The sequence below is a fragment of the Kibdelosporangium banguiense genome (genome assembly GCF_017876405.1).
In the GTDB taxonomy this organism is placed as follows: domain Bacteria; phylum Actinomycetota; class Actinomycetes; order Mycobacteriales; family Pseudonocardiaceae; genus Kibdelosporangium; species Kibdelosporangium banguiense.
On sequence record NZ_JAGINW010000001.1, the window covers coordinates 719,245 to 744,599 of the forward strand.

General features: G+C 65.3%; 18 protein-coding genes. 5 read left to right on the forward strand and 13 right to left on the reverse strand.

Annotated features, from left to right (window positions below):
* Window positions 1-31 precede the first annotated feature (31 nt).
* Genes JOF56_RS03425 through JOF56_RS03440 form a run of 4 tightly spaced genes read right to left on the reverse strand, consistent with a single transcriptional unit; the run spans window position 32 to window position 8,164 of the window.
* A complete protein-coding gene (locus JOF56_RS03425) occupies window positions 32-4,894 on the reverse strand; it encodes a DNA repair ATPase (RefSeq protein ID WP_209634295.1) in 4,863 nt (1,620 codons plus the stop codon).
* Window positions 4,891-7,026 carry an SPFH domain-containing protein gene (locus JOF56_RS03430; protein WP_209634297.1) on the reverse strand — a complete coding sequence of 712 codons (2,136 nt, stop codon included), beginning with the start codon at window positions 7,024-7,026 and terminating at the stop codon, window positions 4,891-4,893. The genes JOF56_RS03425 and JOF56_RS03430 overlap by 4 nt, the downstream gene beginning before the upstream one ends.
* A 3-nt stretch (window positions 7,027-7,029) precedes the next feature.
* On the reverse strand, window positions 7,030-7,644 hold the full coding sequence (locus tag JOF56_RS03435; protein WP_307854904.1) for an OB-fold-containig protein: 615 nt from the start codon (window positions 7,642-7,644) through the stop codon (window positions 7,030-7,032).
* A 37-nt stretch (window positions 7,645-7,681) separates the two neighbouring features.
* Window positions 7,682-8,164, reverse strand: a complete 483-nt coding sequence (locus JOF56_RS03440; protein WP_209634299.1) for a sigma factor-like helix-turn-helix DNA-binding protein — start codon at window positions 8,162-8,164, stop codon at window positions 7,682-7,684.
* 222 nt (window positions 8,165-8,386) lie between these two features.
* On the opposite strand from JOF56_RS03440, the gene JOF56_RS03445 reads away from it, so the two are divergent.
* Window positions 8,387-8,800: a hypothetical protein gene (locus JOF56_RS03445; protein WP_209634301.1), complete on the forward strand. Its 414-nt coding sequence runs from the start codon at window positions 8,387-8,389 to the stop codon at window positions 8,798-8,800.
* A 4-nt stretch (window positions 8,801-8,804) separates the two neighbouring features.
* Here the strand turns inward: JOF56_RS03445 and JOF56_RS03450 are convergent, their stop codons facing one another.
* Window positions 8,805-9,626, reverse strand: coding sequence for a phosphatidylinositol-specific phospholipase C/glycerophosphodiester phosphodiesterase family protein (locus JOF56_RS03450; protein WP_209634303.1), 822 nt, complete (start codon window positions 9,624-9,626; stop codon window positions 8,805-8,807).
* Window positions 9,627-9,823: 197 nt separating this feature from the next.
* On the opposite strand from JOF56_RS03450, the gene JOF56_RS03455 reads away from it, so the two are divergent.
* Window positions 9,824-10,702 carry an SAM-dependent methyltransferase gene (locus JOF56_RS03455; RefSeq protein ID WP_209634305.1) on the forward strand — a complete coding sequence of 293 codons (879 nt, stop codon included), beginning with the start codon at window positions 9,824-9,826 and terminating at the stop codon, window positions 10,700-10,702.
* 1 nt (window position 10,703) lies between these two features.
* Here JOF56_RS03455 and JOF56_RS03460 read toward each other — a convergent pair whose 3' ends face one another.
* Window positions 10,704-12,518, reverse strand: coding sequence for an alpha/beta hydrolase (locus JOF56_RS03460; RefSeq protein ID WP_209634307.1), 1,815 nt, complete (start codon window positions 12,516-12,518; stop codon window positions 10,704-10,706).
* A gap of 122 nt (window positions 12,519-12,640) precedes the next feature.
* Here JOF56_RS03460 and JOF56_RS03465 point away from each other — a divergent pair, with 122 nt between their 5' ends.
* Window positions 12,641-13,621, forward strand: coding sequence for an aldo/keto reductase (locus JOF56_RS03465; protein WP_209634309.1), 981 nt, complete (start codon window positions 12,641-12,643; stop codon window positions 13,619-13,621).
* Window positions 13,622-13,737: 116 nt separating this feature from the next.
* The gene (htpG, locus tag JOF56_RS03470; protein WP_209634311.1) at window positions 13,738-15,618 is read left to right on the forward strand and encodes a molecular chaperone HtpG; all 1,881 of its coding nucleotides are present in this window, start codon (window positions 13,738-13,740) and stop codon (window positions 15,616-15,618) included.
* 235 nt (window positions 15,619-15,853) lie between these two features.
* Here the strand turns inward: htpG and JOF56_RS03475 are convergent, their stop codons facing one another.
* The 3 genes from JOF56_RS03475 to JOF56_RS03485 form a co-directional block, all read right to left on the reverse strand.
* Window positions 15,854-16,588 (reverse strand): GNAT family N-acetyltransferase family protein, encoded by a 735-nt coding sequence (locus JOF56_RS03475; RefSeq protein ID WP_209634313.1) that lies wholly within the window; start codon window positions 16,586-16,588, stop codon window positions 15,854-15,856.
* A 127-nt stretch (window positions 16,589-16,715) separates the two neighbouring features.
* Window positions 16,716-17,228 (reverse strand): lytic polysaccharide monooxygenase auxiliary activity family 9 protein, encoded by a 513-nt coding sequence (locus JOF56_RS03480; RefSeq protein WP_209634315.1) that lies wholly within the window; start codon window positions 17,226-17,228, stop codon window positions 16,716-16,718.
* A gap of 180 nt (window positions 17,229-17,408) precedes the next feature.
* Window positions 17,409-18,047, reverse strand: coding sequence for an NUDIX hydrolase (locus JOF56_RS03485; protein WP_209634317.1), 639 nt, complete (start codon window positions 18,045-18,047; stop codon window positions 17,409-17,411).
* Window positions 18,048-18,094: 47 nt separating this feature from the next.
* On the opposite strand from JOF56_RS03485, the gene JOF56_RS03490 reads away from it, so the two are divergent.
* On the forward strand, window positions 18,095-19,294 hold the full coding sequence (locus tag JOF56_RS03490) for a threonine synthase (RefSeq protein WP_209634319.1): 1,200 nt from the start codon (window positions 18,095-18,097) through the stop codon (window positions 19,292-19,294).
* Between the two features lie 87 nt (window positions 19,295-19,381).
* Here the strand turns inward: JOF56_RS03490 and JOF56_RS03495 are convergent, their stop codons facing one another.
* Genes JOF56_RS03495 through JOF56_RS03510 form a run of 4 tightly spaced genes read right to left on the reverse strand, consistent with a single transcriptional unit; the run spans window position 19,382 to window position 24,710 of the window.
* A complete protein-coding gene (locus tag JOF56_RS03495) occupies window positions 19,382-20,521 on the reverse strand; it encodes a HAMP domain-containing sensor histidine kinase (protein WP_209634321.1) in 1,140 nt (379 codons plus the stop codon).
* A complete protein-coding gene (locus tag JOF56_RS03500; RefSeq protein WP_209634323.1) occupies window positions 20,518-21,171 on the reverse strand; it encodes a response regulator transcription factor in 654 nt (217 codons plus the stop codon). The genes JOF56_RS03495 and JOF56_RS03500 overlap by 4 nt, the downstream gene beginning before the upstream one ends.
* A gap of 35 nt (window positions 21,172-21,206) precedes the next feature.
* Window positions 21,207-22,619 (reverse strand): S41 family peptidase, encoded by a 1,413-nt coding sequence (locus tag JOF56_RS03505; RefSeq protein WP_209634326.1) that lies wholly within the window; start codon window positions 22,617-22,619, stop codon window positions 21,207-21,209.
* A gap of 60 nt (window positions 22,620-22,679) precedes the next feature.
* A complete protein-coding gene (locus JOF56_RS03510) occupies window positions 22,680-24,710 on the reverse strand; it encodes an acyltransferase family protein (protein WP_209634328.1) in 2,031 nt (676 codons plus the stop codon).
* Window positions 24,711-25,355: the final 645 nt, after the last annotated feature.

Consider the following 25,355-nt stretch of genomic DNA (forward strand, 5'->3'; position numbering starts at 1 on the left):
CGCGCTCCGCCTGCAAGGTTATCGCGTCCGGTCAACTTTCCCTGATGGCCGACGCGATTGAGTCGACTCGGTCGGCCAGAAGTCCGACTGCGCCCACTGCGCGGCTCATGGGGTCGTCGTCGTTGCCGCCGAGTGCGCGTTCCCGGACGTAGGCGGCCTTGACCTCGGCCCAGCGCTTGGCCTGTTGCGGGGTCAGGGTGCCGCGGAGTTCGGCGAGTTTGAGCAGGTTGGACTCGGCGCCGGAGGTCAAGGTCTGGGCCTCGGCCAGGTAATGGTTGTCGACGACCGCGGCCAGTTCGGCGTCGTTCATCGCGGGGACGATCTTCTCGGCCAGCTTGTTCATGTTGCGGTACGAGCCCTGGAGCTGGAATGGGGGCTCGGTGCGGGAGGCGTCGCTCTGAGCGGCTGAAGCGATGTACGCCTGGTTGTTGGCGAGAACGACCTGCTGCACGGTCAACAGCTTGCGCAGCACCGAAAGGACCTGGTCCAGCTCGACTGACGAGTACGGGTGCGCGAGTTGGTCGGGACGGATCGCAGGGTCGCCCTTGGCCAGCCGGACCAGTTTGGGCACGTCGTCCCGGTCTCGTGTGGACAGTGGGGTGAGCACTGGGTTGGAGGTCAGCGAGTTCTCGACGAAACTCAGGGCGAACAGGTCTTCCTTGCCCGACAGCACATCGCCGAGGTTCCAGACGTCCGCACGGTTGGCCAGCATGTCGGGGATCCGGAAGCGCTGGCCGGACTCGGTGTACGGGTTGCCGGCCATGCAGACGGCGAAACGCTTGCCGCGCAGGTCGTACGTCTTGGTCCGGCCTTTCCAGACGCCTTCCATCCGGCGCTGGGCGTCGCAGAGTGAGATGAACTTCTGCAGCAGCTCGGGTGAGGTGTGCTGGATGTCGTCCAGGTACAGCAGGACGTTGCTGCCCATCTCCAGGGCGAAGGTGATCTTCTCGATCTCCTGGCGGGCAGTCGCGTTCGGGGCTTCGGCAGGGTCGACGGACGTCACGGCGTGTCCCAAGGCTGGGCCGTTGACCTTGACGAACACCAGGCCGAGCCGGTTGGCCACGTACTCCATCAAGGTGGTCTTGCCGTAGCCGGGCGGCGAGATGAGCAGCAGCAGGCCCATCTGGTCGGTACGTTTGCTGTCACCGGCCGTGCCGAGCTGCTTGGCGAGGTTGTCGCCGATCAAAGGCAAGTACACCTCGTCGAGCAAGCCGTTGCGCACGAAGGCGCTCATCACCTTCGGCTGAAACTCCTCGAACCGCAAGCCACGACGGGAAGACTCGACCAGGGCGGCGCGTTTCTGTTGGTACGCACGGAAAGCCGGAACGCGGGTAGCGTGGAACTGCCTGGTCCGGGCGAGCAACTCATCCAGCCGGAACGACAGTTTGCGGTCGATGATCCTGGGGTGCGCGCCGAGCAGGCCGTCGACCGTGGCGTCCAAGGTCGCCGACGAGTCGTGCCGCGCAACGTCCCGGCACAGCTCGATCGCGATGGCCTCAGGCAATTCGGCGCTGGTCTCCCCCGTGCTGGCGAGGAACGCGCTCAGCCAAGCCGAGATCAGCTGGTAGCGGTCGGCGAGGTCCTCGATGGAACGCAGGTCGTCGTCGAACTCCTGGGCGGCTTTCGCTTGCGTGCCAAGCGTCCGGCGGAATCGGTCGACCAAGGACCGGGCCGCGGCGCTGGTGGCGAAGCCAAAGGGCGCACTCGACAGTTCTTCGAACAAGTACTCGCCGGACAGTGGATCGGCGATGTCGAGACCCCTGCTCTGCAAGAACGAAGAGATCTCAGTAGTCAGTTCGCCGGCCAGAAGGTCGATCGCCGGGGTGTGTCCGAAAACAGCCCGGGCGCGTGCCAGCGACGACGCTCGCCGAGTCCACATCGACTTCGCGGCGTCGTCGGGACCGAAGGCCCAGAAAATCGTTGCGGCGGCGCGGGCTTGCGGCTGGTAGCGCAGCACACCGACGCCGGCCCGCAAGCGCAGCACGGCTTCGAGAATGCGAGCAGCGTCGTGATCATGCACGCCGCGCTCGTAGCCTTCGTCGTAACGCGTCTCAGCGACCGTGCGGACGTGCTCGAGCAGCGCGTCCTCCTCCAATGCAGGCGCGGACGCAAGTACAGCTGTGGCAAGGAATTCGCCGCGGTAGACCTTGGACGTCTCGGATACCAGCAGCTGGTTCCACAACGGCCGGGTCGTCTCGAACTCCGGGTCGTTCACCGGATCGCGGAAGTCCGTGCCGGTGATGCCGACCGCGAGGCCGGATTCGTGGGGCACCAACGTCAGGTCCATGGCCTGGGTGTTCACCGCGAACACGTGCCGGCCGAGCTTGATCGTCTCGCCGCCGTCGGCGTACAGGTCGAGGCGGTCCCGCAGCGACCGGCCCGCCTCCTGGCGTGCAGCCTTGATCCGGCCGTCCAGTTCGTCAGCCCGGACCTGGTCGCCAAGCGCGCGCAGGTCGTCAGCTACCGACCGCAGCTTCGCGACCATCGGGTCGCCCGCGAAGTAGGTGTTGACGTCGTCCAACGTCGCGAGCGTGCCCGCGCGCCGCTGCACGCTGCCAAGAATGCGGTTGGCCGACTCCGCAAGCCGGTCCGCGCGGCGTGCCCGCTCGTCCAGCAATGCCTGTTTACGCGCGGAAAACGCCTCGTAGACATCGGTCCGCTTGGCGCCGAGTTCGCTCATGAAGTCGTCGAACTCGCCGAACCGGGACTCCAGGTTCTCCAGTTGCAGCATCAGCCGGCCGAGGCCCTCGTCGCAGCGCTGCGGCGTGTCGGCGACCGCCAGCGCGCCGGTGATCGCCTGGCCCAGCAGGGCGAACTCGGCCGCGAACTCAGCACGGCCCTCGCTGGCCGACAGCTCGCGACGACGTCCGTCCACAGTGGCTCGGGCGCGGTTGATCCCGCCGAGCACCTCGCTGACACGGGACAGAATCCCAGTACGCACGGTCGCATCAGCGATCTCCAGCGAGCTGACCACCTGGGTGAGCAGCTCCAAGCCTTCGGCCTGGGTATTGAGCCGCTGCTGGACCGGTTTGGCCTCGGCGACAGTCTTGATCGCGGCACCGTCGGCGACCAGACGCTCGACTTCGGCGTGATACGCGACAAACGCGCCCGCTCCGCTGAGGAAAGCGACCGCACGTTGCGCGGCGGAGTCGAGTTCGTTGTCCAGCAATGTGTTCATCTCGTCGATGCGGGCGTTGTCGATGTACCGCATCTCTTTGAGCGTGACCAGATGTCCTTGTTGCTTACGCAGGTCAGCGAGCTGCGTGACCCAGGCGTCGGCGGACTTGGGCGCCTCACCGCGGACCTTGCGGATCAGGGAGGCGATGTCGTCGCTGGACGTCGCCAACGCTGTCGCAGCCTGGTTCGTGAGCGCCTGCACGCCTTCGAACTCGTCCAGCACCTGTTCGGCGGTCGCGCGGACCTCCGCCAACGGCGTACGCAGGTCGCACAGATCCCACTCGCCCAGCCAGTGATAGTGGTCGAAAGCCCGGTCGCACGCGGCGATCAGGGCCTCGAAGACCTCGGTCGACGGCGCCATCTCGCCGACCATCCGTGAGACCGACAGGCAGTCGGAGATCCCCCGCACCAGGTCCGCGTTGCCGACCCGGTCGAGCGGGCCGGTTCCGGTTTCCTGCGCTGCCGCATAGGTATTGGACTGGTACGGCGTCTGCCAGACCTGCATCGGGTGCACGCGGGTCGGCTCCTCGGAGACCGCGCGGAACACCACGAGAGTGCCGTCGTCGAAGAGCGAGTAGCCATGGCACGGGATCGGGGTGCCGACTTCCTTGCGGATCACGTTGTACGGCAACAACAAGTACCGGCCCTCGGCGCGGGCGTGGAAGACGTACAGCACGTCCTCGCCGTTGTTCGAACGGATCATCCGCTCGAACTCCAGGCTGGCCACGTCGGTGTCGAACGTCTTCGCGGTGCCGGTCAGCAGGTAGTAGCCGCCTGGGAAGATGATGCCCTGGTCCTCGGGCAGGCGCTGGCAGGCCTGCCCGATGCCGTCCAGCCGCACGACACCCTTTGTCTGGGTGTTGAAAACCAGGTAGCGCCGCTGGGTTTCCTTGTACGGCAGGATTCGCAGCAGGATCAGCGCGCCGATCCGGACGTAGTGCACCTCCGCGTCGGCCAGGCTCTGCAGCGCCTCGGTCACCGGCTCGCTGTAGACACCCTCGCCGGTCTCCGTGTTGTTCTCGAGCTTGATCGTCAGGTCGCCACCGACCGTCTCGATGAACAGCTCGTTCTCGATCGAGATGTGCGGGTGCCGCCCCAGGATGTGGTGGTCGCGGGTAGTCTCGATCCATTCGAAGTCGTGCGACGGCGGGAAAACATGGTCCCGTTCGCCACGGTTGTCCTCATAGGACACAGCACCGTCGGCGCCGACGAGCCAGCGCATCACCTTGATATCGCCAGGCCCCGCGCCGGTCTGGAACACCGCAAGCAGTTTGCCGTCGATCCGGCGCAGCTGCAGCAGCTTAGTCTCTTTGTAGTACCGGTACAGTTCGGCGAAGTCCTGCACGAACTGCGGGTCACGCAACAGTCCTGGCAGGTCGTCGGCTTCCGCGGCGTCAAACCGGAAAGCATCGCCATCACGAGCGAACCGGTGCAACGAGACCACGTCGTCGACATCGGTCTCCGGCCGCAGCCCGATGAAAACGTTGTAACCGAACAACATCAGGCCGTTGACCGAAACGACGTCTCGCGGCACGCAGTTGTTCTCGGTGCGGATCCGCTCGGTACCGATCAGCCGCAGCTCGGTTCCGCCGAACACCTCGATTCTGCGAGTGTTCAGTTCTTCGGCGCGGGCCGAGAGCGCGGCGGCATGCTCCGCCAGCCGCGCCCGCAGCAGTTCGTACGTGCCCTCGTCGAGAGAAACTGTCGTCGCCGTCATCGGGACAGCAGGCCCGCGACCGGCTGCTCACCGATACCCAGCCGGTTCGCCGTGTCCAACAGCTCCTGCAGCTTGTCGGCCTCCTTGCTGCCCGAGCCGATCAGCTTGACAAGCAACGCGGACACCGTCAGGTTCTTCACATCCGCGGTGTCCAGGCCGCCGAGCACCCTGGTGACGTCCTCGGTGAAACTCGATTCACCGTTGAGCCAAGGCTTTGCCAGCGCCCGGGCGGTGTGCGAATGATCGACGAAACCGTCCACACTCTTGCCGAACGACACGGCGCCGACCAGCCGGTCGAAGAACATCGAGTCGCCGCCGACGATGTCGATGTCGGCGTTCTCCAGACCGGCCGCGATGACCGAGGCCTGCGACTCGGCCAGGCTGCGCTGCGCGTCCAGACCGGCCAGCTGGATGTCCTTCTCCATCTCCAGCCGCAGCCGGAACTCCTCGTGTTCACGGGTCGCGTCGGTCATCGCGGCCAGTGCGGCGGCCTTCTCGGTGAGGCCCTCCGCCTCGCCCTTCAGCTTCTCCCGCAAGGCCTCCGCGATGGTGATGGCCTTCTCACGCTCCACTGTGGCCTCAGCCATGCCGATCTTCTCGGCGCCGGTGGCCTTTGCCAGGGCCTTCTCGCGTTCCACGCCTGCCTCGGCGATCCCGATCTTCTCGGTGCCCTCCGCCTTGGCCAGTGCCTTCTCACGCTCGACAGCGGCCTCGGCGCGGCCGACCTTCTCGATCGCGTCCGCGTCACGCTCCCGGACCTGGACGCCGGCCAGGCCCTCGGCGGCGGCTGTGGCCTGGGCGCCTTCGGCGAGCCGGATCTTGGCGCGGGTGTCGAGCTCGGCGGCCTGCTGACGGGCCTCGGCCATGGCCAGCTCGCGGCGGGCGTCGTACTTCGCGGCCTGCTCGGCGGCCTCAGCCGCCTTGATGTCCTTGACCAGGCGTTCCTGTGCCTCTGCCTCGGCCTGGATGATCACCGTCTGACGGATGCGCTCGGCCTCTTCGACCGCACGCAACCGCTTGATCGTCTCTTCCTGCTCCGCGACGGTCTTGTCGACCGCGATCCGTTCGCGGACCACCTCGGCGATCGCGCGCTTTTCGCCTTCGAGCTCCTTGTCCTTGGCGATCCGGGACAGCTCGGTCTCCCGCTCGCGGGCGATCACCTCGAGCTGGCGGTCCTTCTCGATGCGCTCGGTCTCGATCGCGATGACCCGCTCACGGTTCTTCTCGGCCACGGCGACCTCGCGGGACCGGTTCTGCTCCTGGATGCCCAGCTGCTCGTCGGTGCGGATCTGCGCGGTGTTGGCCTTGAGCCGCTCCTCCGCGGCGACCTTGGCGATCTCGGCCTCCTCGCGGGCCCGCATGGTCTCGATCTCGCGGCGCTGCTTGGCCTCCGCGTCGGCCCTGCGGCGCTCCAGCTCAAGGATCTGCTCCCGGGCGTCGACGTTCTGCCGGGTGATCTCCTTCTCCTCGTTGCGCTGGTACTCGTTGGTCCGCACGTGCTCGATCGCGGTCAGCTCGGTGATCTTGCGGATGCCTTGCGCGTCAAGGATGTTGGCCGGGTCGAGGTGACTCATCGGGGTCTGCTCGAGGTAGTCGATCGCGGCGTCCTCGAGGCTGTAGCCGTTGAGGTCCGTGCCGATCACGCGGATGATCTGGTCGCGGAACTCGTCGCGCTTGGTGTAGAGGTCCACGAAGTCCAGCTGCTTGCCGACGGTCTTGAGCGCCTCGGAGAACTTGGCGTTGAACAGCTCCTGCAGCGTGGTCTCGTCGCTGGCGCGGGCGGTGCCGATCGCCTGGGCGACCTTGATGACGTCCTCGACCGTCTTGTTGACCCGCACGAAGAACGTGATCCGGATGTCGGCACGGATGTTGTCCCGGCAGATCAGGCCTTCCTGGCCGGCCCGGTTGATCTCGATGGTCTTCACCGAGATGTCCATGACCTCGGCGCGGTGCAGCACCGGCAGCACCACGGCACCGGTGAAGGTGACGTCCACTTTGCGCACCTTGGAGATGATCAGTGCCTTGCCCTGCTCGATCTTCTTGAACAGCCGGCTGACGATGAAGATGATCACGAGAATGACGAGCAGGACGACGCCGATCAGCACGCCCGCCCCGATTCCGATAGCGTCCATGTCTCAGTCCTTCAGATGAGTCTCGACCGGGGCGACCCAGAAGAACTCGCCATCGGTGTCGTAGTCGTAGATCAACGCGGTCTGGCCGGCGCGCAGGTCGTCCTGCCCGGTCTGCCGAACCTGGACGACGGCTGACGAGCCGTCCGCGGCCTGGACCTCGGCCTGGCCGAAGTCGATCGCCACCGTGCCGGTCCGGATCACGCAGGTCCGGCCGACGAAGTCCGCACGGGACACCGAAGGTCCACTGTGCAAGATCCGGCGCAGCGGCGCCACGAGCAACCGGGCCACCAACAGTGCCAGCACAATCGCGGCCAGTAGCACCACGATGCCGAGCCCGATCCGGGCGGCCGTGGACAGGCCTTGGGTCAGCACTGTGCCGACCAGGCTGAGAAACCAGCCGACGACGATCACCAGGGTGAGCACGATGGTCAGCGGAACGCCGCCGAACCCGAGTGAACCCAGCAGATCACCGGCGTCGTCATCGATGTCCAGAGCGCCCAGCAACGCCAGCAGCCAGTAACCGACGCAGACGACAAGCAGGAAAGTCAGCAGGACGGCCGGAAAGCCCAGAGTCGCCCGGAAGAACTCACCCACTGTCGACCGCCCCCTGGCCCGCACCCCCGAGCTCCCCCGAGCCGGACGCGGCGACTATAACTCAGCAGCGTTCACGCAGTGATTCGTAGTCGGCGCCGTGACCCAATCGTGTCGCGGGGATGTCCGGCGAGGCGGTTTTCCGCAATTGCGTCAGCGCGTGGTGCTGTGCGATCCGGACGGCGTCCACGGTCGAACCGATCGCCTCAGCGGTCTGCTCGGCGCTCAGGCCGCACACCGCGCGCAGGACCAAGATCTCGCGTTGCCGTTCGGGCAGCCGGGTGACGTCAATGGTGAGACCGGCGCATCCGGGCTCACCTTTCAGTTCCTTGTTCACCTTTTCCGAGGCGATTCGGTAAGTCACCGCCAACAGTGGGTCCTGTTCGGCGGACAAGGCCCTCAGCACCGCGTACAACGTCTCCTTGGCCAGCAGATCGGCCACGGCAAAGGACTCGTCCCGCCGTCCGATCCGGGCGCGGCAGTACCGCACCACCAAGGGCTTGATCGAAGCAAGAACCACGTCGCCCAAGCTGTGCTGCTGGACCATGTCATCTCCCCGCGGGCTTTCTCACCGGTCTGACAGAGGGACGACCGGAATGACGGGGGCTTACGCGGCTTTCGGAGAATTTCGCAAAAAATACCCTGCGTTCCCAGTTGACGCCGGACTGTGGCGACAATAGGCCGAATGGCCGCAGGGGTGAACTAACGGCGAGGTAACTATTTACGCGAATCGGCGTTACCTCATTGACCCTTCCTGTTCGATACTGCCGTGAAGAAGAAGGTCGCACTCGCCGTGGCGCTCGCCTGCACCGCCGCCGCCCTGACGGCGTGCACCAGCAATGAGACCAAGTTCGCCGACGAGCTCAAGGCGGCGGGGTTCGGCAACGTGGCCAAGCCGACCTCCGAGACGGAGAAGAAGAGCAAGAAGATCGGCGGCCGCACGATCAAGAGCAGCCAGAAGGTGCTCGAGGCGATGGTCCGGGTCAAGGGGTGCGACCTGGAGTTCGAGAAGGTCTCCGGCCAGTCCGGTTACTGGTTGGACGAACTGCACGTCAACGGCACCGAACCGGACTGGCCCGGCTACCCGGAGAACCTGCGTAAACAGCAGGTGGAAAGCCTGCTCGCGGGCAACGGCCCCAAGCCTGAGGGCTTCGTGGCCTGCTACAAACCCAACGAGGCCTAGGGCTTCACCTCGTAAGGAACGCCTGCAGGCCCGCGAGGTCGTCGGTGTTGATGTGGTCGACGCCGGCCTTGAGCAGCTCGCGCCAGATCGCGGTGCGCTCGGGCCCGGCCACGTCCGGCGTCGCCCAGAATCGGACGCGCTGACCCGCCTTGTGCGCGGTGGCCACGATGTCGCGGAGCTTGGCACGCTCAGCCGCGGGGAACTCGCCCGCTCCGGTCCAGGTGAACAACTTGGTCCAGTTGTCGGAGACCAACGGGGTGAGCGCGGCCGACGAGCCTGGGCCGAGGTCGTTCGGGTCGGCGATCCGGCCGTCGTAGAAGGCAAGGCGATGACGTTGCGAGGCCATCAGATCGCGTGGCCGGTCACCGGAGATCACCGCGGTCACCGGCCCACGCAGGACGAACCCGTTGATGTAGTGGGTCATCAGCAGCGGGTAGCGGCGCAGGACCTTGTCGAGCTCGGTGTACGCGGCGACACCGTTGGTCTTGATGTCGATCAGCAGCTGGAACGCCACCGGCTTGCGGTAGACCTTGCCGCCGTTGGCCAGCACACGCTTGCGTAGCGGCTCCAGGTAGAGCGACTGCAGCGTGCGCTCCGGCCGCAGGTCCGCCGGGTCGTGACCGACCAGCAACTGGCCGTCGACCAGGTAGATGTCGGCTTCCACGCTGGTGAAGCCGTGGTCGAGGGCATCGAGCAAAGGCCGCTCGTGCTCATAGTCGTTGTGCGCGTGCGCCTGGGGCAACGGGCGCACCTGCGTCGCCGAGGCGGCAGAGGAGACACCGAAGACCAATGCGACAACACTGAGAACCACTGTCAGAACCCGCATGTGCCAAACCCTAGATCGCCAAGATCCACACGGACATGAACGATGGGCGAAAATTTCCCCCTCTGGCAAGGACACTGAGGACGTGGGACGCCCGGTCACGAACCTCGGTGGCCGCACCAAAATTTCGTGTTCTGACAAACTTTTCGGCTGTGTAGATCAGTTTGCCTCGCGTTGTCGCCACGGGGGATGCTGACCGGATGAGCCGCCCCACGCCTCCGCCTTTACCGCCGATCGGCCCGCGGAGCTTCGACAGCGACGTACCGAACGCATCCCGCATGTACGACTACTACCTCGGCGGCGCGATGAACTTCACTGCCGACCGTGAACTGGCCGAACGTGCGAAATCAGTGCTCGCGTGCACGCCGTCGCTGGCGCGGCTCAACCGGTCCTTCCTGCGCCGGGCCGTGAACGCCTGCCTGGACGAGGGAATCGACCAGTTCCTGGATCTCGGATCGGGCATCCCGACAGTAGGCAACGTGCACGAGATCGTCCAGCGGCGCAATCCCGACGCACGCGTGATGTACGTCGACTACGACGCGACGGCCGTCATGCACGCGAAGAAACTGTTGGACGGCAACGAGAACGCCGCAATCCTGCACGCCGACATCCGCGACCCGGACAGTGTGCTGTCGGCACCGGAGGTCCTCGGCCTGCTGGACTTCGACCGGCCGATGGGCCTGCTGATGGTCGGCATCCTGTTGTACGTCGGCGACGAGTACAACCCGAAAGGGCTGGTCGCGACCTATCGGGACGCCTGCGCGCCGGGCAGCCTGGTGCCGATCTCGGTCATCACGCTGGAACACGTGAGCAAGTACGATCCCGTGACACACAAGCAGATGCTCGACCTGATCAGTGTCTACGACGACGCCAGCGAGCAGATCAACGTCTTCGGCGAGACGGAGTTCACGACCTGGTTCGACGGTATGCGGCTGCTGGAGCCGGGCGTCACCGTGCTGCCGGACTGGCGGCCGGACGGCGCGCTGGAGAGCGACAACGACAGCCCGGCCGGCCTGCTGGGCATCGGCGGGCTCGGCAAGATCGTCCGGGGCCCCGTCGCCGAGGCCCCGGACGCCTGACCTATCGGTGCAGGACCGGCTTCAGCGGCTGGCTGAGATGGTCGATGACCTGCTCCAGCAACGGGTTGCTTTCCGCGGTGCGGGCGGCCAGCAGGTTGCGCGGCAACGGCATCGCGCGGCCGTCGAGCGGGCCCTTGACCTCGTAGACCGAGCCGTCCTCGGGCAGCGGCGACGTGCCACAGATCTGGTCGCGGCCAGGCAGTTCACCGTTGAACACGAACCGGTCGCCGATGTCGGCGACACACGACGACGGGCCGAGGATGTACTGACCGTGCTGGCCTTCGTCGTCAATGGACACCAGCCGGGACGCGCCTGAAATGTCCTTGTGGGTCCGCAAAGCGCCTTCGTAGGCGGTCTGCGGGTCGATCTCGCTGTGCACCATCAGCAGGCGCGGCGAGCCCTTCAGGTCCAGCTTGCGGTCCTGTGGCTGATACGGCCAGAAAGCGCAGAACGGCACGCCGTTGAGGTAGCCGAACCACGGATTGCGCTTGGTCATCTGGTCGGCTTCACGCGTGTAGAAGCGCGGGTCCTTGTTCCAGGCAGTGTCATTGCACCGCACGACCGTACCGCTTGCACCGAGGTTCACGACCTCGTCGGCAGCGGCCACGGCGGGCACGCCGTACCTGGCCTTGGTCGCGGCGAGCGTGTCGTACTTCTGCAGCTCAGGCGCGAGCCGTGCCCAGGCGCGGTCGACGTGCCCTCCGTCGATCCGGCCGCTGGCCGATGGCGCTTTGACGTACTCGTCGTGCACGAGGATGTCGACCGTCGCGCGGATGAAGCGGCGGTTGTTACCGATCACGCCGGCGACGTTGCCGTCGAGGCCGTCACCGCGGACCGAACTGGTGCCTGCCTTCTGCAGCTCGACCAGTTTGGCCCTGATCCGCTGGTAGGTGGCCTGCACCTGCTGCGGGGTGGAGCCGAGGCCGCTGATCTGGTCGGCGTGCCGGGCGATCCACGGCAGCAGCTGCGTGTCGTAACGCCGTTGGTAGGACCACGGATCGAAGTTCACGTTGTCCCACTGGCTGTGCGTCCAGTCCATATTGGAGTCGATGACGAACCGGCCGACACGCTGCGGGTACGAGTCGGCATACCAGCCACCGAGCCAGGTTCCGTAGCTGTAGCCGATGAAGTTCAGCAGCCGGGCGCCGTTGAGCGCCCGCAGGAACTCCATGTCGTACACGGTCTGCTGGCTGCTCACGAACTGGGCGAACTCGGTGGACGCACAGGCCTTGGCGAGCAGCTTCGCCTCGGCGATCTCCGTGCGGTGCGTCTGCTCGGTGCGCTCGCGGTAGTCCAGAGTGGTCGGCAGGGCGTTCAGTTCCTCGGTCGTGGTCAGGCACTGCAGCGGCTCGCTGCGGCCGAACCCGCGCGGGTCGAAGCCCATCAGGTCGTATTCCTGGAACAGGCGCTGTTTGGTGGTGGCCAGGGTCGCGGTGAAGTTCAGGCCCGCACCACCGGGGCCGCCGGGGTTGCTGGTCAGCAGGCCTTTGGACGTCCCCAGGGCCTTGCTGCGTGAGATCGCCAGGCTGATGTCGCGGTGCCCGTCCGGGTTGTGCCAGTCCATCGGGACCTTGACCACCGCGCACTCGGTCGTCGGCGCCTGCGGGTAGGAGGCCTTGATCTGGGCGTCGAAGGAACAGACGCTCCAGGAGACCGGCTGGTCGAGGTAACGCCGTGCAATTGCCGGGTTGGCCGGGTCGCCGCCGCGCTGGTACTGCGGATCGGCCGCGCTCGCCGGCGCCAACGCCGTTATCACCATGGCGGAAGAGGCGATGACCGACATGAAGTCACGTAACCGTAAACGTCGTGGAGCCATGCGGTATCCCTACAGCACTCAAAGCGACCGCGGGAGAGCACAACGTCGCAAATACTTACCGTGACCGGCGGTCACTCCCCGAAGAAACTAGACTTCAGGCGAGTCGTGAGGAAGGGATCTTCGTGGAGAACAGGACCATCGGCCGGATCGGGCAGGACGTCTCGGTCATCGGCCTCGGCACATGGCAGCTCGGCGCCGACTGGGGCGACGTCAGCGAGACCGAGGCGCTGGCGCTGCTGGAGGCCGCGGTCGAGACAGGCGTCAATTTCTTCGACACCGCGGACGTCTACGGCGACGGCCGCAGCGAGCAGCTGATCGCCAAGTTCATCCACGGCCGTTCTGACCGGCCGTTCGTGGCGACCAAGATGGGCCGCCGAATGGCCCAGGAGCTGGGTAATTACACAATGGCGAACTTCCGCCAGTGGAACGACCGCTCGCGCAAGAACCTCGGCATGGACACCCTGGACCTGGTCCAGCTGCACTGCCCGCCGCCGTCGGTGATCGCCTCCGACGCCGTGTTCGACGCACTGGACACATTGGTGGACGAGAAGAAGATCGCAGCCTACGGCGTGAGCGTGGAGACAGTGGCCGAAGCCATGGCCGCGATCGCCCGGCCGAACGTGGCGAGCATCCAGATCATCCTGAACGCCTTCCGCCGCAAGCCTTTGGAGCAGGTCCTGCCCGCGGCCGCGGCGGCCGGCGTCGGCATCATCGCCCGGGTCCCGCTGGCCTCAGGGCTGCTGTCGGGCCGGTACACGATGGACTCCGTGTTCCCGGCCGACGACCACCGTACGTACAACAGGCACGGCGAAGCCTTCGACGTGGGCGAGACCTTCTCCGGCGTCGACTACGAAACCGGCGTCGCCGCGGCCCAGGAGTTCTCCGCGCTGGCGCCGTCCGGCGTCACCCCTGCGCAACTGGCTTTGCGCTGGATCATTCAGCAGCCTGGTGTCAGCACCGTGATTCCTGGAGCCCGCAACGTCGCCCAGGCTCAGGCCAATTCGGCAGCCGCCGATGTGCCCGCGTTGTCCCCGGAGACCTTGACCGCCATCGAGGACCTCTACGACAGGCGGATCCGCGCCTCGGTGCACGACCGCTGGTGAACTTGCGGGGTGAGTGGCTCGCCGCTCACCCCGCAACCACATCGGGCCTTTCGGACGATCATGGGCCTGGACCTGAGATACTGGGGAGTGGTCCGTTTCACCCCGAGAGGAAGTCTGTGAGTACCCAGATCGAAACGCTTGAGTTTCAGGCCGAGGCACGCCAGCTGCTGCAGTTGATGGTCCATTCGATCTATTCGAACAAGGACATCTTTCTGCGTGAGCTGATCTCCAACGCGTCCGACGCACTCGACAAACTGCGGCTGGAAGCGTTCCGGGACAAAGAACTACAAGTCGACACCGATGACCTGCACATCGAACTCGAGGTCGACAAAGAGCAGCGCACGCTGACCATCCGGGACAACGGAATCGGCATGTCGCGGGCCGAGGTGGTCGACCTGATCGGCACGATCGCGAAGTCCGGGACCGCGGAGCTGCTGCGCAAGCTCAAGGAGACCAAGGACACCGCGGCCTCGCACGATCTGATCGGGCAGTTCGGCGTCGGGTTCTACTCGAGTTTCATGGTGGCCGACAAGGTCACGCTGCTGACCCGCCGGGCCGGGGAAAGCCATGCGACGCAGTGGGAATCCAGCGGCGAGGGCACGTACACCATCGAATCGGTCGACGACGCCCCGCAGGGCACCTCGGTCCGGCTGCACCTCAAGCCCGAGGACGCCGAGGACCACCTTTTCGACTACACGGCGGAATACAAGATCCGCGAGATCGTCCGTCGTTACTCCGATTTCATCACCTGGCCGGTGAAGCTCGCGGTCGAACGGACCGAGAACGAAGAGACAAAGGTCGAATTCGAGACCGTCAACTCGATGAAGGCACTCTGGGCGCGCTCGAAGGACGACGCGACCGAAGCCGAGTTCAACGAGTTCTACAAGCACATCAGCCACGACTGGACAGATCCCCTTGAGATCATCCAGATGCAGGCCGAAGGCACGTTCGAATACCAGGCGCTGCTGTTCATCCCGTCGCACGCGCCGCTGGACCTGTTCATGCGCGAAAGCAAGCGCGGCGTGCAGCTGTACGTGAAGCGCGTGTTCATCATGGACGACTGCGAAGCGCTGATGCCGGAATACCTGCGTTTCGTCAAGGGTGTGGTCGACGCCCAGGACCTCTCGCTGAACGTGTCGCGGGAAATCCTGCAGCAGGACCGGCAGATCCAGCTGATGCGCCGTCGCCTGGTGAAAAAGGTGCTGTCGACGGTGAAGACGATGATGAACGACTCCGCGCGCTACGAGACGTTCTGGAAGGAGTTCGGCCCGGCGGTGAAAGAAGGGCTGATCAACGACTTCGACAACCGCGAGGCAATCCTCGAGATCTCGTCGTTCGCCTCAACGCATCACGCCACCGACCAGACCACACTGCGCCAGTACGTCGAGCGGATGAAGGACGGTCAGGAACACATCTACTACCTGACCGGCGCATCCCGCTCGATCATCGAGAACTCGCCGCACATGGAAGCCTTCACGGCCAAGGGCTACGAAGTCCTGATCCTGACCGACACAATCGACGAGATGTGGGTCAGCTCGGTCAACGAGTTCGACGGCAAGTCCTTCCAGTCCATCGCCAAGGGCCAGGTCGACCTCGACCCGTCGGACAAGGAGAAGACCGACCGCGAGGACTTCACGGACCTGTTGGCCTGGATGACGGAAACGTTGAAGGACAACATCAAGGAGGTCCGCCTGACCGCGCGCCTGACCACATCACCGGCCTGCATCGTCGGCGACTCGAACGACGTGACCCCCACCCTGGAAAAGATGTACCGAGCCATGGGCCAGGACATCCCCCAGATCAAGCGAATCCTCGAGCTGAACCCAGACCACCCCCTGGTGACCGGCCTGCGCGACGCCAAAGCCGCGAACAAAGAAGGAACAGCCGAAACCGCCGAACTCCTCTACGGAATAGCCCTCCTGGCCGAGGGCGGCGAACTGGCCGACGCTCCCCGATTCACCCGCATCCTCGCCGAACGCCTCGCCCACACCCTCTGACCACTTCACCGCCAAGCCGGGGTCTGGGCCCCGGCTTGGCGGTGAACCATCCAAGCGATCCCTGCACCTCGGCCCGGCCATCCGTATGATCGCGCCCCGGCCCCCATCCGAGTAATCCCCGCACCCCGGGCCCTCGGCCGCCCGAGTGAGCCCGCGCCCAACTCTTCGCCATCCGAATGACCAGCCCTTCGCCATCCGAGGTTTGCCCGCCCGGCCAGGGCATGTCTTGCAACAATCACATCGGGTGTTCCATCCAGACGTTCGGTTCGACGTAGACGCCGTAGTCTCGTTCGACCGAAGCGATGATGGGGGCGATGCCGCCGGGGAAGATGTTGTCGCCGTCGGCTAGTTTGACGCCGGTCCAGTCGCGCCAGTCCGCCAGGGAGCCGGAGATTGTCACGGCGAATGGACAGATTTTGAGTATTTTTGCACCCAGGCGTTCGTGGGTACGCAACCAGCGGTCGGCGAGCAGGCCGTCGTCCCGGCGCCGGTTGGCGTAGTCGGGCATCGGGACTTCCGGTTCTTGTTCCTTGCCGATCGGGCGGACTGAGACGATCAGCTTTTGCAGGCCGGTTTCGGCTGCTCGGGCTTTCAGTGCCTTCAGCATGGGTGCCGACAGGCCTCGGCCGCGGTGGTCTGGGTTGATCACGACTTCGAGGGCGCACAGCGCGTTCGGCGCGCGACCGTCCATTTTGTCCTGGGCGGCCCATTGGATTGCCTCGTCCCAGCCATGGTCGGGCAGTTCGGGGCGGTCTTCGGCCGGATAGGCCAACGGTACCGACAGCGCCCGGGCGATCGGTACGTCGTCCTCGATCGCGATCAGGAAGTAGCGGGCCCAGTGCTGCCGGAACCGCTCCAGCGTGATCATCTTGCCGCTGGAGCCGCGGTAGATGAACTCGCCGCCGACGTCACCGAGGTTCAGGGCCGCGTCCGCCAGATCGGGCCGGCTCGCAAGATCGACGATCTCCATGCGGACAGCTAACCGAAACGTCCCATGTCCGGATAGCTACATCCGGGCGATCCTGATCGTTACTCTCGGTGCAATGGTGCCGGCCCGGCGGTGCGCTGACCGCCGGGCCGGACTGATCACGGGAAATCTAGCTGATGTTCAGGTCGACACAGACGTAGAAGGCGTTGGCGGTGTCGGCGATGTTCCAGATCGCCAGCAGCTTCTGCCGGCCTGTGCGGCCGAGGTTGACGTTGTGCGTGACGGTCGAGCCGGGGATGGCTCCGCCGTCGTTGAACGACGCGACACGTGCGCCACCGATGTAGTACTCCCAGGTGCTCGTGCGGTGGCGGGCGGTCAGGTTCCAGCGGAATGTGGTGGTACGACTGACGTTCTGGACACGCCAGCCCTTGCCGTCGTTGTTCAGCTCGGCGAAACGGCCGACGTTGCCGTGGCAATTGCGCAGGCCCTTGGGGCCCTCGACGCTCTGGGGCTCGTACTTGATCTCGCCGCAGCTGACGGTCCCGGCGCGGCATTGTTCCTGGCGGCTGGCCGGGCTGGTGATCCAGCCGTGGGCGCTGGCTGTGCCGGCAGGCATGACAACAGTGAGCAATGGAGCTACGAGAACACCTATCAGTGCGGCGATGAATCTGCGTTTCGACATTCCAGCTCCTCCTGTTAAAGAGACGAGCTGCGGTTCCCGCGGGCGGCGGTATGTCGGCAGCGCGGGACGTTGCCGACACTGGAACACAGGGACCACTGCAGGGGTTTGTGGTCTAGACCATACTGCGCGGGTGAAGTACCGGTCAAGAGATGTCAAAACGCCGTGCTGCCGAGAAACGCTTCAGGAGATCGCAAGCGGCCCGATCCCGGCCAGCAGCCGCTCAGCCATGATCAACGCTGTGACGTAGTAGCGCTGAATCCTGGGCACGAACGACTCCGTGGTCACGGCCATGTCGAACGGTTCCCACGCTCCATCAGCGCTGAACCGGTAGCCGGACAAGGTGAGTTCCCGCACTGAGCCGTCGAACAGTTGGTATCCGTCGGTTATCGGCAGCCACACAAGCCCGACGACTTCCCCAGGATCGGCCTGGTACCCGCTCAGCGGAACATCGCACCGCAGCAGGTGAACGGACTGGAACTCCCGGTTGAGGTGACCGTTGGTCAGGTCGGCCACCTCGACCCGTTCGCCCAGGAAATGCAACTCCTCCACAGCAACGGGAATGCCGAGCTCCTCGGTGATCTCCCGGGCGCCTGCCAGGACGGATTCGCCTGCCTCAAGATGGCCGGCCGCACTGACGTCGAGCAGACTGGGATAGCCGGCAGAAGAGGGCGAGCGTTTCTGCAGCAGCACCTTTCCGTCAGCGGATACCACCCAGCAGTGGAACGCGCGGTGCCATTGGCCCGTGAGGTGCGCCTGCACCCGTTCCATCACGCCGAGGTGTGCCAGGTTCGCGTCGTAGATGTCGATGTTCTCAGCCACTGGTCCAGTGTGCTGCATGTCCGGCGTCGATCAACAAGGATGGCGGTATGAGCCTAAGTCACCTGTCGCATTTGGACTGCCCGCGGTGCGGACGGCAGTACGACGCGGACGTGATCAACAACCTCTGCGAGTGCGGTTCTCCCCTGCTGGCCCGCTACGACCTGGCTTCCATCACGACCCGGCCCGGCGATATCGCGGCACGGCCGCACACCATGTGGCGTTATCACGAGGTCCTGCCGGTCCGGGAGCGCGTGATCAGCCTCGGCGAAGGCATGACTCCGTTGCTCCCCCTGCAACGGCTGGGCCTGGAGCTCGGTGTGCCCGGGTTGTTGATGAAGGACGACGGCCTCATCCCGACCGGCTCGTTCAAGGCACGCGGCGCTGCAGTGGGCGTGTCCCGCGCCGCCGAGCTCGGTGTGAGCGCTTTTGCCATGCCCAGCAATGGAAACGCGGCATCAGCATGGGCCGCGTACGGCGCGCGGGCAGGTCTGCGCAGCGTCGTAGCAATGCCAGTCGATGCACCGAGCATCACACGAACCGAGACCGTCATCAGCGGGGCTCAGCTCTACCTGGTCCGTGGTCATATCGGTGATGCGGGCCGGATGATCGCGGATCTCATCGCACGATCGGGCGGTGCATTGTTCGATGCTTCGACGTTGAAAGAGCCGTATCGCATCGAGGGCAAGAAGACAATGGGGTACGAGATCATCGAGCAACTCGGCTGGCGCTGCCCGGACGTGATCGTCTATCCGACCGGTGGTGGCGTCGGGCTGATCGGTATCTACAAGGCGCTGCAGGAGATGCAGGAGCTGGGCTGGATCAGCGGGCCACTGCCCCGCCTGGTCGCGGTGCAATCAAGCGGCTGTGCACCGATTGTCCAGGCCTTTGAGGCCGGGAAACGGACCGCGGAGCAATGGCCCGATCCGCGAACCGTCGCGTTTGGACTGACTGTGCCGAAGCCGCTGGGCGATTTCCTCATCCTGGACGCGTTGTACGCGACCAAAGGAACAGCGGTCGCAGTCGACGACACCGACACAGTCGCCACCCAGGCCCGGTGTGCCCAGCTGGAAGGCGCCTTTGTCTGCCCTGAGGGTGCAGCGACCCTCGCCGCGGTCCGCAAGCTCCGTGAAAGCGGCTGGCTGGCCGAGAATCACCGTGTCGTCGTGCTGAACACAGGCGCAGGCATGAAGTACCCGTTCGAGGTGAGCGCCCCGGCGTTCGACCCGGCAGACACCTTGCCGGGGTAACAGCGTGGTGGGGCCGCCACGCCGGCCCCACCACTCCCCCGTCCCCTCCGGGATCCCTAGGACGCGGGAGGTATGCCAGTGGTTCCCTCAACGGAAACTGAGCGCAGGATCTGACACGCTGCGCCCATCGAGCAGGTTCCATCGCACGGTCAGTTCAAGACCACCCCCGGGATTCGCGCGAGCCGAAAGCGTCGCTCTGTGTACTCGTGCGATCGCCGCGACGATCGACAACCCAAGCCCTGCGCCGCCTCCGGTACGGCTTTGTAGCTGCCGGAACGGCTCGAACAGCTCCTCGACCCGCTCCTCCGGGACAACCGGCCCAGTGTTACGCACAGTCAGCACGCCGGTCGATGTAAGTCCGATGTAGACGGACCCGTCCGGGATGTTGTACCGGACAGCGTTCTGCACGAGGTTGGCCAGCAACTGGGTGAGCAGCACCGGATCTCCGGCCACGGTCACCGGCTCGGCTTCGACCGTGACCGTGAGGCCTGAGTCGGCTACCTCCGCCACGGCTTGGGTTGCCAGCACGTCCAGGGCCACGGGCTGGGTGACGTCCAGGCCGTGTTCGGCTTGGGCCAGCACCAGCAGGGAGTCGATCAGGCGCTCGGTCCGCCGGTTGTGAGTGAGCAGGGTTTCCCGGATCGCGGGCAGGTCGACCGGGTCCTCCAGGCCGATCTGGATCGCGGCCCGCTGGGTGGCCAGCGGTGTGCGCAGCTCATGGGCGGCGTTGGCGATGAACAAGCGCTGGCTTTCCACCGAGCGTTCCAGGCGGGCCAGCATCGCGTCGAACGTGTCGGCCAGGTGCCGTAGTTCGTCGTGTGGGCCTGTGGCCCCGATTCGCTCGTGCAAGTTGGACAAGGAGAGCCGACGCGCGGTCGCGGTGATGCCACGCAGCGGTCGCAGCATCCGGCCGGCCAGCCACCAGCCCGCCGCCACCGACAGCAGGCTCAGCACGATGATCGCGATCGCCGTGACAATCCATTGGTACTCAACGACTTCATCGGGCAACTCAAGCACTGAACGGGCCGCCCGGCCGGCTGGCGGGTGCGGCAAGGGCGCAAGATGTGGCGGAACGGCACCGGGAGGTGGCGCCGCGTCGATGTCGGAGACCCGGCTTTCCAGCTTCTTGCCCAATGACAGGTTCACCACGGTCACCAGAATCCCGGACGTGACCAGGAAGAGGCTGGTGTACAAGAGGGTCAGCCGCACCCGGATGGTTTGTTTCATAACAGGTATCCAGCTCCCGGTAAGGTCCGGATGCACGGCGGGTCACCGAGTTTGGCCCGCAGCCGGCTGACGATCACGCGCACGACGGTGGTGAACGGGTCCGTGTGCTCGTCCCAGGCCTTCTCCAGCAATGTCTCCGCGCTCACGACTCCTCCGTTCGCTCGCATCAGAACTTCGAGCACCGCGTACTCCTTGAGCGACAACCGCAGATGGCGGCCGTCGCGCGTGACCTGCATGAGGTTTGTGTCCAGCACGATCCCGTGCCGTTGCAACGTCGGCGGCAGCGGAGCCTGGACACGTCGGCCCAATGCCTGCACGCGGGCGACCAATTCTTCGTAGTCAAAGGGTTTCGGCAGGTAGTCGTCGGCGCCGAGGGACAATCCGGCGACTCGCTGGGACACCGACGCGGCTGCTGTCAGCATCAGGATGCGGGTGGGGGAACGGGCCTGCACGAGGTCACGGCAGATCTCGTCGCCGTGGACCCCGGGCAGGTCCCGGTCCAGCACAAGCACGTCGTAGTCGTGCACCGCAAGCCGTTCCGCCGCTGCGGCCCCGTCGTAGACGACATCGACCGCCATGGCGTGCCGGCGCAGCCCCATCCCCACCAGATCGGCCAGATCCCGCTCGTCCTCTGCCACCAGAACTCGCATGCCGGCAGTCGACCGGACCAGCCGTAACGGCGGCGTTAACGGGTCAGCAGGGACAGCGCCTTCTCGATACCCGGGTCACGACCTGCGGACAAGGCGTCGGACGTCAGCGGGGCCACATGGTCCGGAGCGACCCCGACGGTGTTGATGACCTCTTTGTTCGCCCCGATCTCGTGCACCTTGGGCAGGCCGATGATGCTCGCGTCGTTGAGCAGGAACCCGCTGCCGGGGCCGGAGACCGCACCCGCGGTGCGTGTGCCGACGATTGCACCGAGCTTGAGGTCCTTCACCGCGCTGCTGAAGGAGTCACACGCCGACGCGCAACTGCGGTCGGTGAGCACAATCAACGGCAGGTTCACCAGCTCAACCGTGTCGTCGGCCTTGTTCGGCTCGCACTTGTCCTTCACATCGCACCAGTAACTCGTGGCCTTGCTGCGTGTCCAGCCGCCGAGCAATCTGCTGACCTCCGTCGGCGAACCGCCGCCGTTGCCGCGCAGGTCCAGGACAACCCCACGCAACGTCCTGTCCTTACGCATGTCGGCGATCGCTTTGAGTACCGCGTCGGCGAAACCACCGGCGAAACCGGGCATCTTGACGTACCCCACGTCGCCGGGCAGCAGATTCGACGTGACACCACGCGGTGGCAGTTGGAATCGGACCGGTGTGACATCGGCGGTGAAGGTCTCGTTGGTCGACGGCCTGCGGATGGTCATCTTCACCGGCTTGCCCTCCGGCCCCTCCAGCATCCACCGGGACACGGCTTGGTTGAGCACGCCGTCCACGATCACGGGGACATCCTTGACCGCGATGATCTCGTCGCCCAGCTTCATACCGGCGTTCGCGGCACCCCCGCCAGGCGCGATGTCGATGACGAAGATCGGCCCGGTGACCGCCGGATCGAATCCGTCCGGCCGCTGCCCGGACACCCGGATACCGGTCGGGATGTTGCGTTGCTCCCCCGGCTGAGGCAGTGGCTGCCAGCGCGCGTGGTTGTCGTTCAGGCTGGCCACCATCGCCTTGAGGGTGGCCGCGGCGGCCGCCTGCCGGGCGGCGTCATCCGGGAGTTTGGCCGCGATCTGCGTGTAGACACGGCTGAACGCGGCCCAGTCCGCGTCCTTGTGGCCTTTCAGCGCGGGCAGGGTGGCGTTCGCCTGGTCGAGTCCCCTGCGTTGCAACTCCTGGGTCAGTGCGGCGAATGCCGGTACCAACAGCTGACGGCTGTCCAGTACGGGACCGCTGAAGTAGTTGTCGAAGATGCAGTAGTACGCCTGGCCGATCGTGGTGACGGTCGTCGGCTTGATCGGCGGCGGCTGAGGCGGTGGCGTGGTGCACGCCGGTGGACGTGCTCCGGCCGCGTCACCGGACTCGGGCGCCGCGGCGCTGACATTGGTTACCCCTGCGAATGCGGACGTGACGAGTAAGGCCGCGACCGCGAACGATTTCCTGTTCACGCCGCCCACCTTGTCGGCGAGCACGTTTCCACGGTGCGAACGACTTCGTTAACAGCGTCTTTACGGCCCTTCACGCAGGCCGAGTTTGGTCGTCAGCACTGGCGCCAGCGTCCGGACGTAGGAGTTGGTCAGGTGATTGTCCCGGTACACGACGACATTTCCGACGACCGCCGGGCAGATGTCCGCTGTGCACAGCGAATCCGTGAGATCGATCGTCTGGATTCCGGTCAGTCCTTGGGATGCCTCGACCAATGGGTCGCGGTTGTCGCCCAGTGCAACGAACCTCTCAGTGTCGCATCCATTCCGATCGCGTTGCAGACAGCGAGGAGTGGGTGTCGCCGGGCGCGGTACTTCGCGGATGACCGCCACCGGGATCTGCGCGGCGGACAGTTGCTGCAGCAGGACGCGGTAGCCCTCAACGAGTTGTTGGGGCGACTCCCAGGTCCACTTGAGGTCCTTTTTGTACGAAGCCTGCGACATCGCTGCGGTGACGACCAAGTTGGGCTTCATCTGCAGGATCGCGGCCAGTTCCTTCTGGTTCTGGTCCGAGCATTCCCGCAGGAGAACGGCTCCGTTGTGCGGCGGCGTGGCACTGAACGGGCATCCGTTGCGTACCATGACCTTCAGCCGCCAGGTGGTGTTCTTCTTGACGAAGTCGATCAGTGCGGAGCTGTACTGGGCGGCGTGTGAATCGCCGACCAGCACCATCAGCTTGGGCGCAGCCGGATCACCGAAAGAACACGCCGGGTCGGACGGCGGTTCTTTCGTGATGTCGTAGCTGTTACAGCTATCGTGCTCGGCGAACGGGCCGTCCTTGTCGGCGACGGCCGGGTCCGGGACCAATGCAACCCCTGGCGGCACCGGCTTCGGGTTGACAGGATCGAGCGCCAGGGCTCCGGGATAGTTGTCGACCAACGCGGACTGCCGCTTGAGCGCGTCCAGACGGGCTTGCGCGATCAAGCCGGGAATCATCGCGGCGGTCACAGTGATGGCAACGAGCGTCGCACCGAGTGTGTACGCGAACTTCCGGCGTTTGCGGAACGGGTCCTCGATCAGGTGCTTCGACAGGGCCGCCAGGAGCAGACTGAGCCCGATCGCGAGAAAAACGTTGTCATTGGTCAGCTTGTCGTCGCCTGTGACGTCCAGGATCACAACGATGACCGGCCAGTGCCACAGGTAAAGGCTGTACGAGATGTCGCCGATGTAACGGAGTGGTTGCCGTCCTAACAGGAACGCCGTTTCGTATCGGGCCGGTTCGGTCGTTGCTCCGGCTGTCAGCAACGTGACTGTGCCCAGCGTTGGCAGCAAAGCGATGTAACCCGGGAAGGCCATACTTGTGGTCAGCACGAACGCGCTGACGATCACCGCGGCGAAGCCTGCCCAGCCCAGGATCAGCCTTGTCGCTTTTCCGAAGTCGATTCTGTGGATCGCGGCCAGGCCGCCCAGGCCTAGCTCCCACATGCGCGTCGGCGTGATGAAGTACGCCTCGCCGTGCTGCATGTAGCTGTAGACAACCGAGAAGGCGAACGATGCCAGGACTACTGTGACGAAGGCGTACCTGATCTTGCGGCCGGCGAGCAGGACGAGCGGGATGATCAGGTAGAACTGCTCTTCGACGCTCAACGACCAGAAGTGCTGCACTGGGGAGACGTTGGCGGTGGCGTGGCCGTAGTCGCCGGACAGAACAGCGAGTGCCCAATTCTGAACATTGAATGCAGAACTCAGAATTTCGCGCATGACGTCCGGCCACCGCGAGAACGGCATGAGAAGCACCGTGGCCGCGACCGTCGCCAGCAACACCACAGTCGCGGCGGGCAACAGACGGCGGATCCGGCGGGCGTAGAAGTCCTTCAGTCCAATGCGGCCGGTCCGTCCCAGCTCACCGGTCAGCGTCCCGATGATCAAGAACCCGGAGATGACAAAGAAAACGTCGACACCGACAAACCCGCCCGGTAACCACTCCGGTCTCAGGTGGTAGACGACCACAAGGCCGACCGCCAACGCACGCAGCCCCTGAATGTCCCGCCGTTGCGGCCGTTTCTCCGCCGGGACGACAACCGCAGGCATCACCGGCGCAGCAGTCGCCGTCATCCCAGTTCCCTTCGACCCGCGCCGTAGGAAAACCAGACGCCCCCGCGGGTCAGGTTCTTCTCGCCGGAGATTACATGGCCGGTGTCAGCCGCCACAGCCGCCGTTACTGTCCCGGGCGTGTGACTTGCGCTGCTTCGACCGGGTGAAGAGTCCGATTCAGACGCCCTTCCGTCCAAAGTTGATCATGCTGAATGCCCTGGTCGGCGGATAGGCCTTCGTACGAATGGCGCCAGTCGCAAATCTGGTTGTCCACAGGCGACTCCGCCCCGTGTTTTCCCCTCCCCACCCCGATAGACTGGAGCAGGGCCGCCCCCCGGGATGGGGTGGGGGATGCTCTGGGGTTGGCGATTTTCCCAGTTTTGATTGGGCGCTGGTGATTGTGGGTCCTTTTCTGTTGAGAGATTGTGCCCTGCCGGGCGGGCAAACCTCCCTCGGATGAGGACGGAAGGGCGGTTCGTGCCCTCCCCCTCGGTCGGCTTGCCCAAGGGTGACCACACGAGCCCAGGACACCGCTGGCTTTCGTTCGCCGGCGCTCTCTTTGTTGACGCTTTTCACTGAGAGGCGGCTTTTGGTTTGAGGTTGGGTTTCGTTGCGGCGCGCCGGGCTTGGGTTACTCGCCGCACTCCAGCAACCGCGCCAGCTTTC

Excerpts from the sequence above, each read along its gene's own strand:
- JOF56_RS03455 (WP_209634305.1), top strand. The coding sequence starts at position 9,824 with ATGAGCCGCCCCACGCCTCCGCCTTTACCGCCGATCGGCCCGCGGAGC.
- JOF56_RS03495 (WP_209634321.1), bottom strand. The coding sequence starts at position 20,521 with ATGAAACAAACCATCCGGGTGCGGCTGACCCTCTTGTACACCAGCCTC.
- JOF56_RS03430 (WP_209634297.1), bottom strand. The coding sequence starts at position 7,026 with ATGGACGCTATCGGAATCGGGGCGGGCGTGCTGATCGGCGTCGTCCTG.
- JOF56_RS03460 (WP_209634307.1), bottom strand. The coding sequence starts at position 12,518 with ATGGCTCCACGACGTTTACGGTTACGTGACTTCATGTCGGTCATCGCC.
- JOF56_RS03490 (WP_209634319.1), top strand. The coding sequence starts at position 18,095 with ATGAGCCTAAGTCACCTGTCGCATTTGGACTGCCCGCGGTGCGGACGG.
- JOF56_RS03440 (WP_209634299.1), bottom strand. The coding sequence starts at position 8,164 with ATGGTCCAGCAGCACAGCTTGGGCGACGTGGTTCTTGCTTCGATCAAG.
- JOF56_RS03500 (WP_209634323.1), bottom strand. The coding sequence starts at position 21,171 with ATGCGAGTTCTGGTGGCAGAGGACGAGCGGGATCTGGCCGATCTGGTG.
- JOF56_RS03450 (WP_209634303.1), bottom strand. The coding sequence starts at position 9,626 with ATGCGGGTTCTGACAGTGGTTCTCAGTGTTGTCGCATTGGTCTTCGGT.
- JOF56_RS03480 (WP_209634315.1), bottom strand. The coding sequence starts at position 17,228 with ATGTCGAAACGCAGATTCATCGCCGCACTGATAGGTGTTCTCGTAGCT.
- JOF56_RS03475 (WP_209634313.1), bottom strand. The coding sequence starts at position 16,588 with ATGGAGATCGTCGATCTTGCGAGCCGGCCCGATCTGGCGGACGCGGCC.
- JOF56_RS03510 (WP_209634328.1), bottom strand. The coding sequence starts at position 24,710 with ATGACGGCGACTGCTGCGCCGGTGATGCCTGCGGTTGTCGTCCCGGCG.
- JOF56_RS03425 (WP_209634295.1), bottom strand. The coding sequence starts at position 4,894 with ATGACGGCGACGACAGTTTCTCTCGACGAGGGCACGTACGAACTGCTG.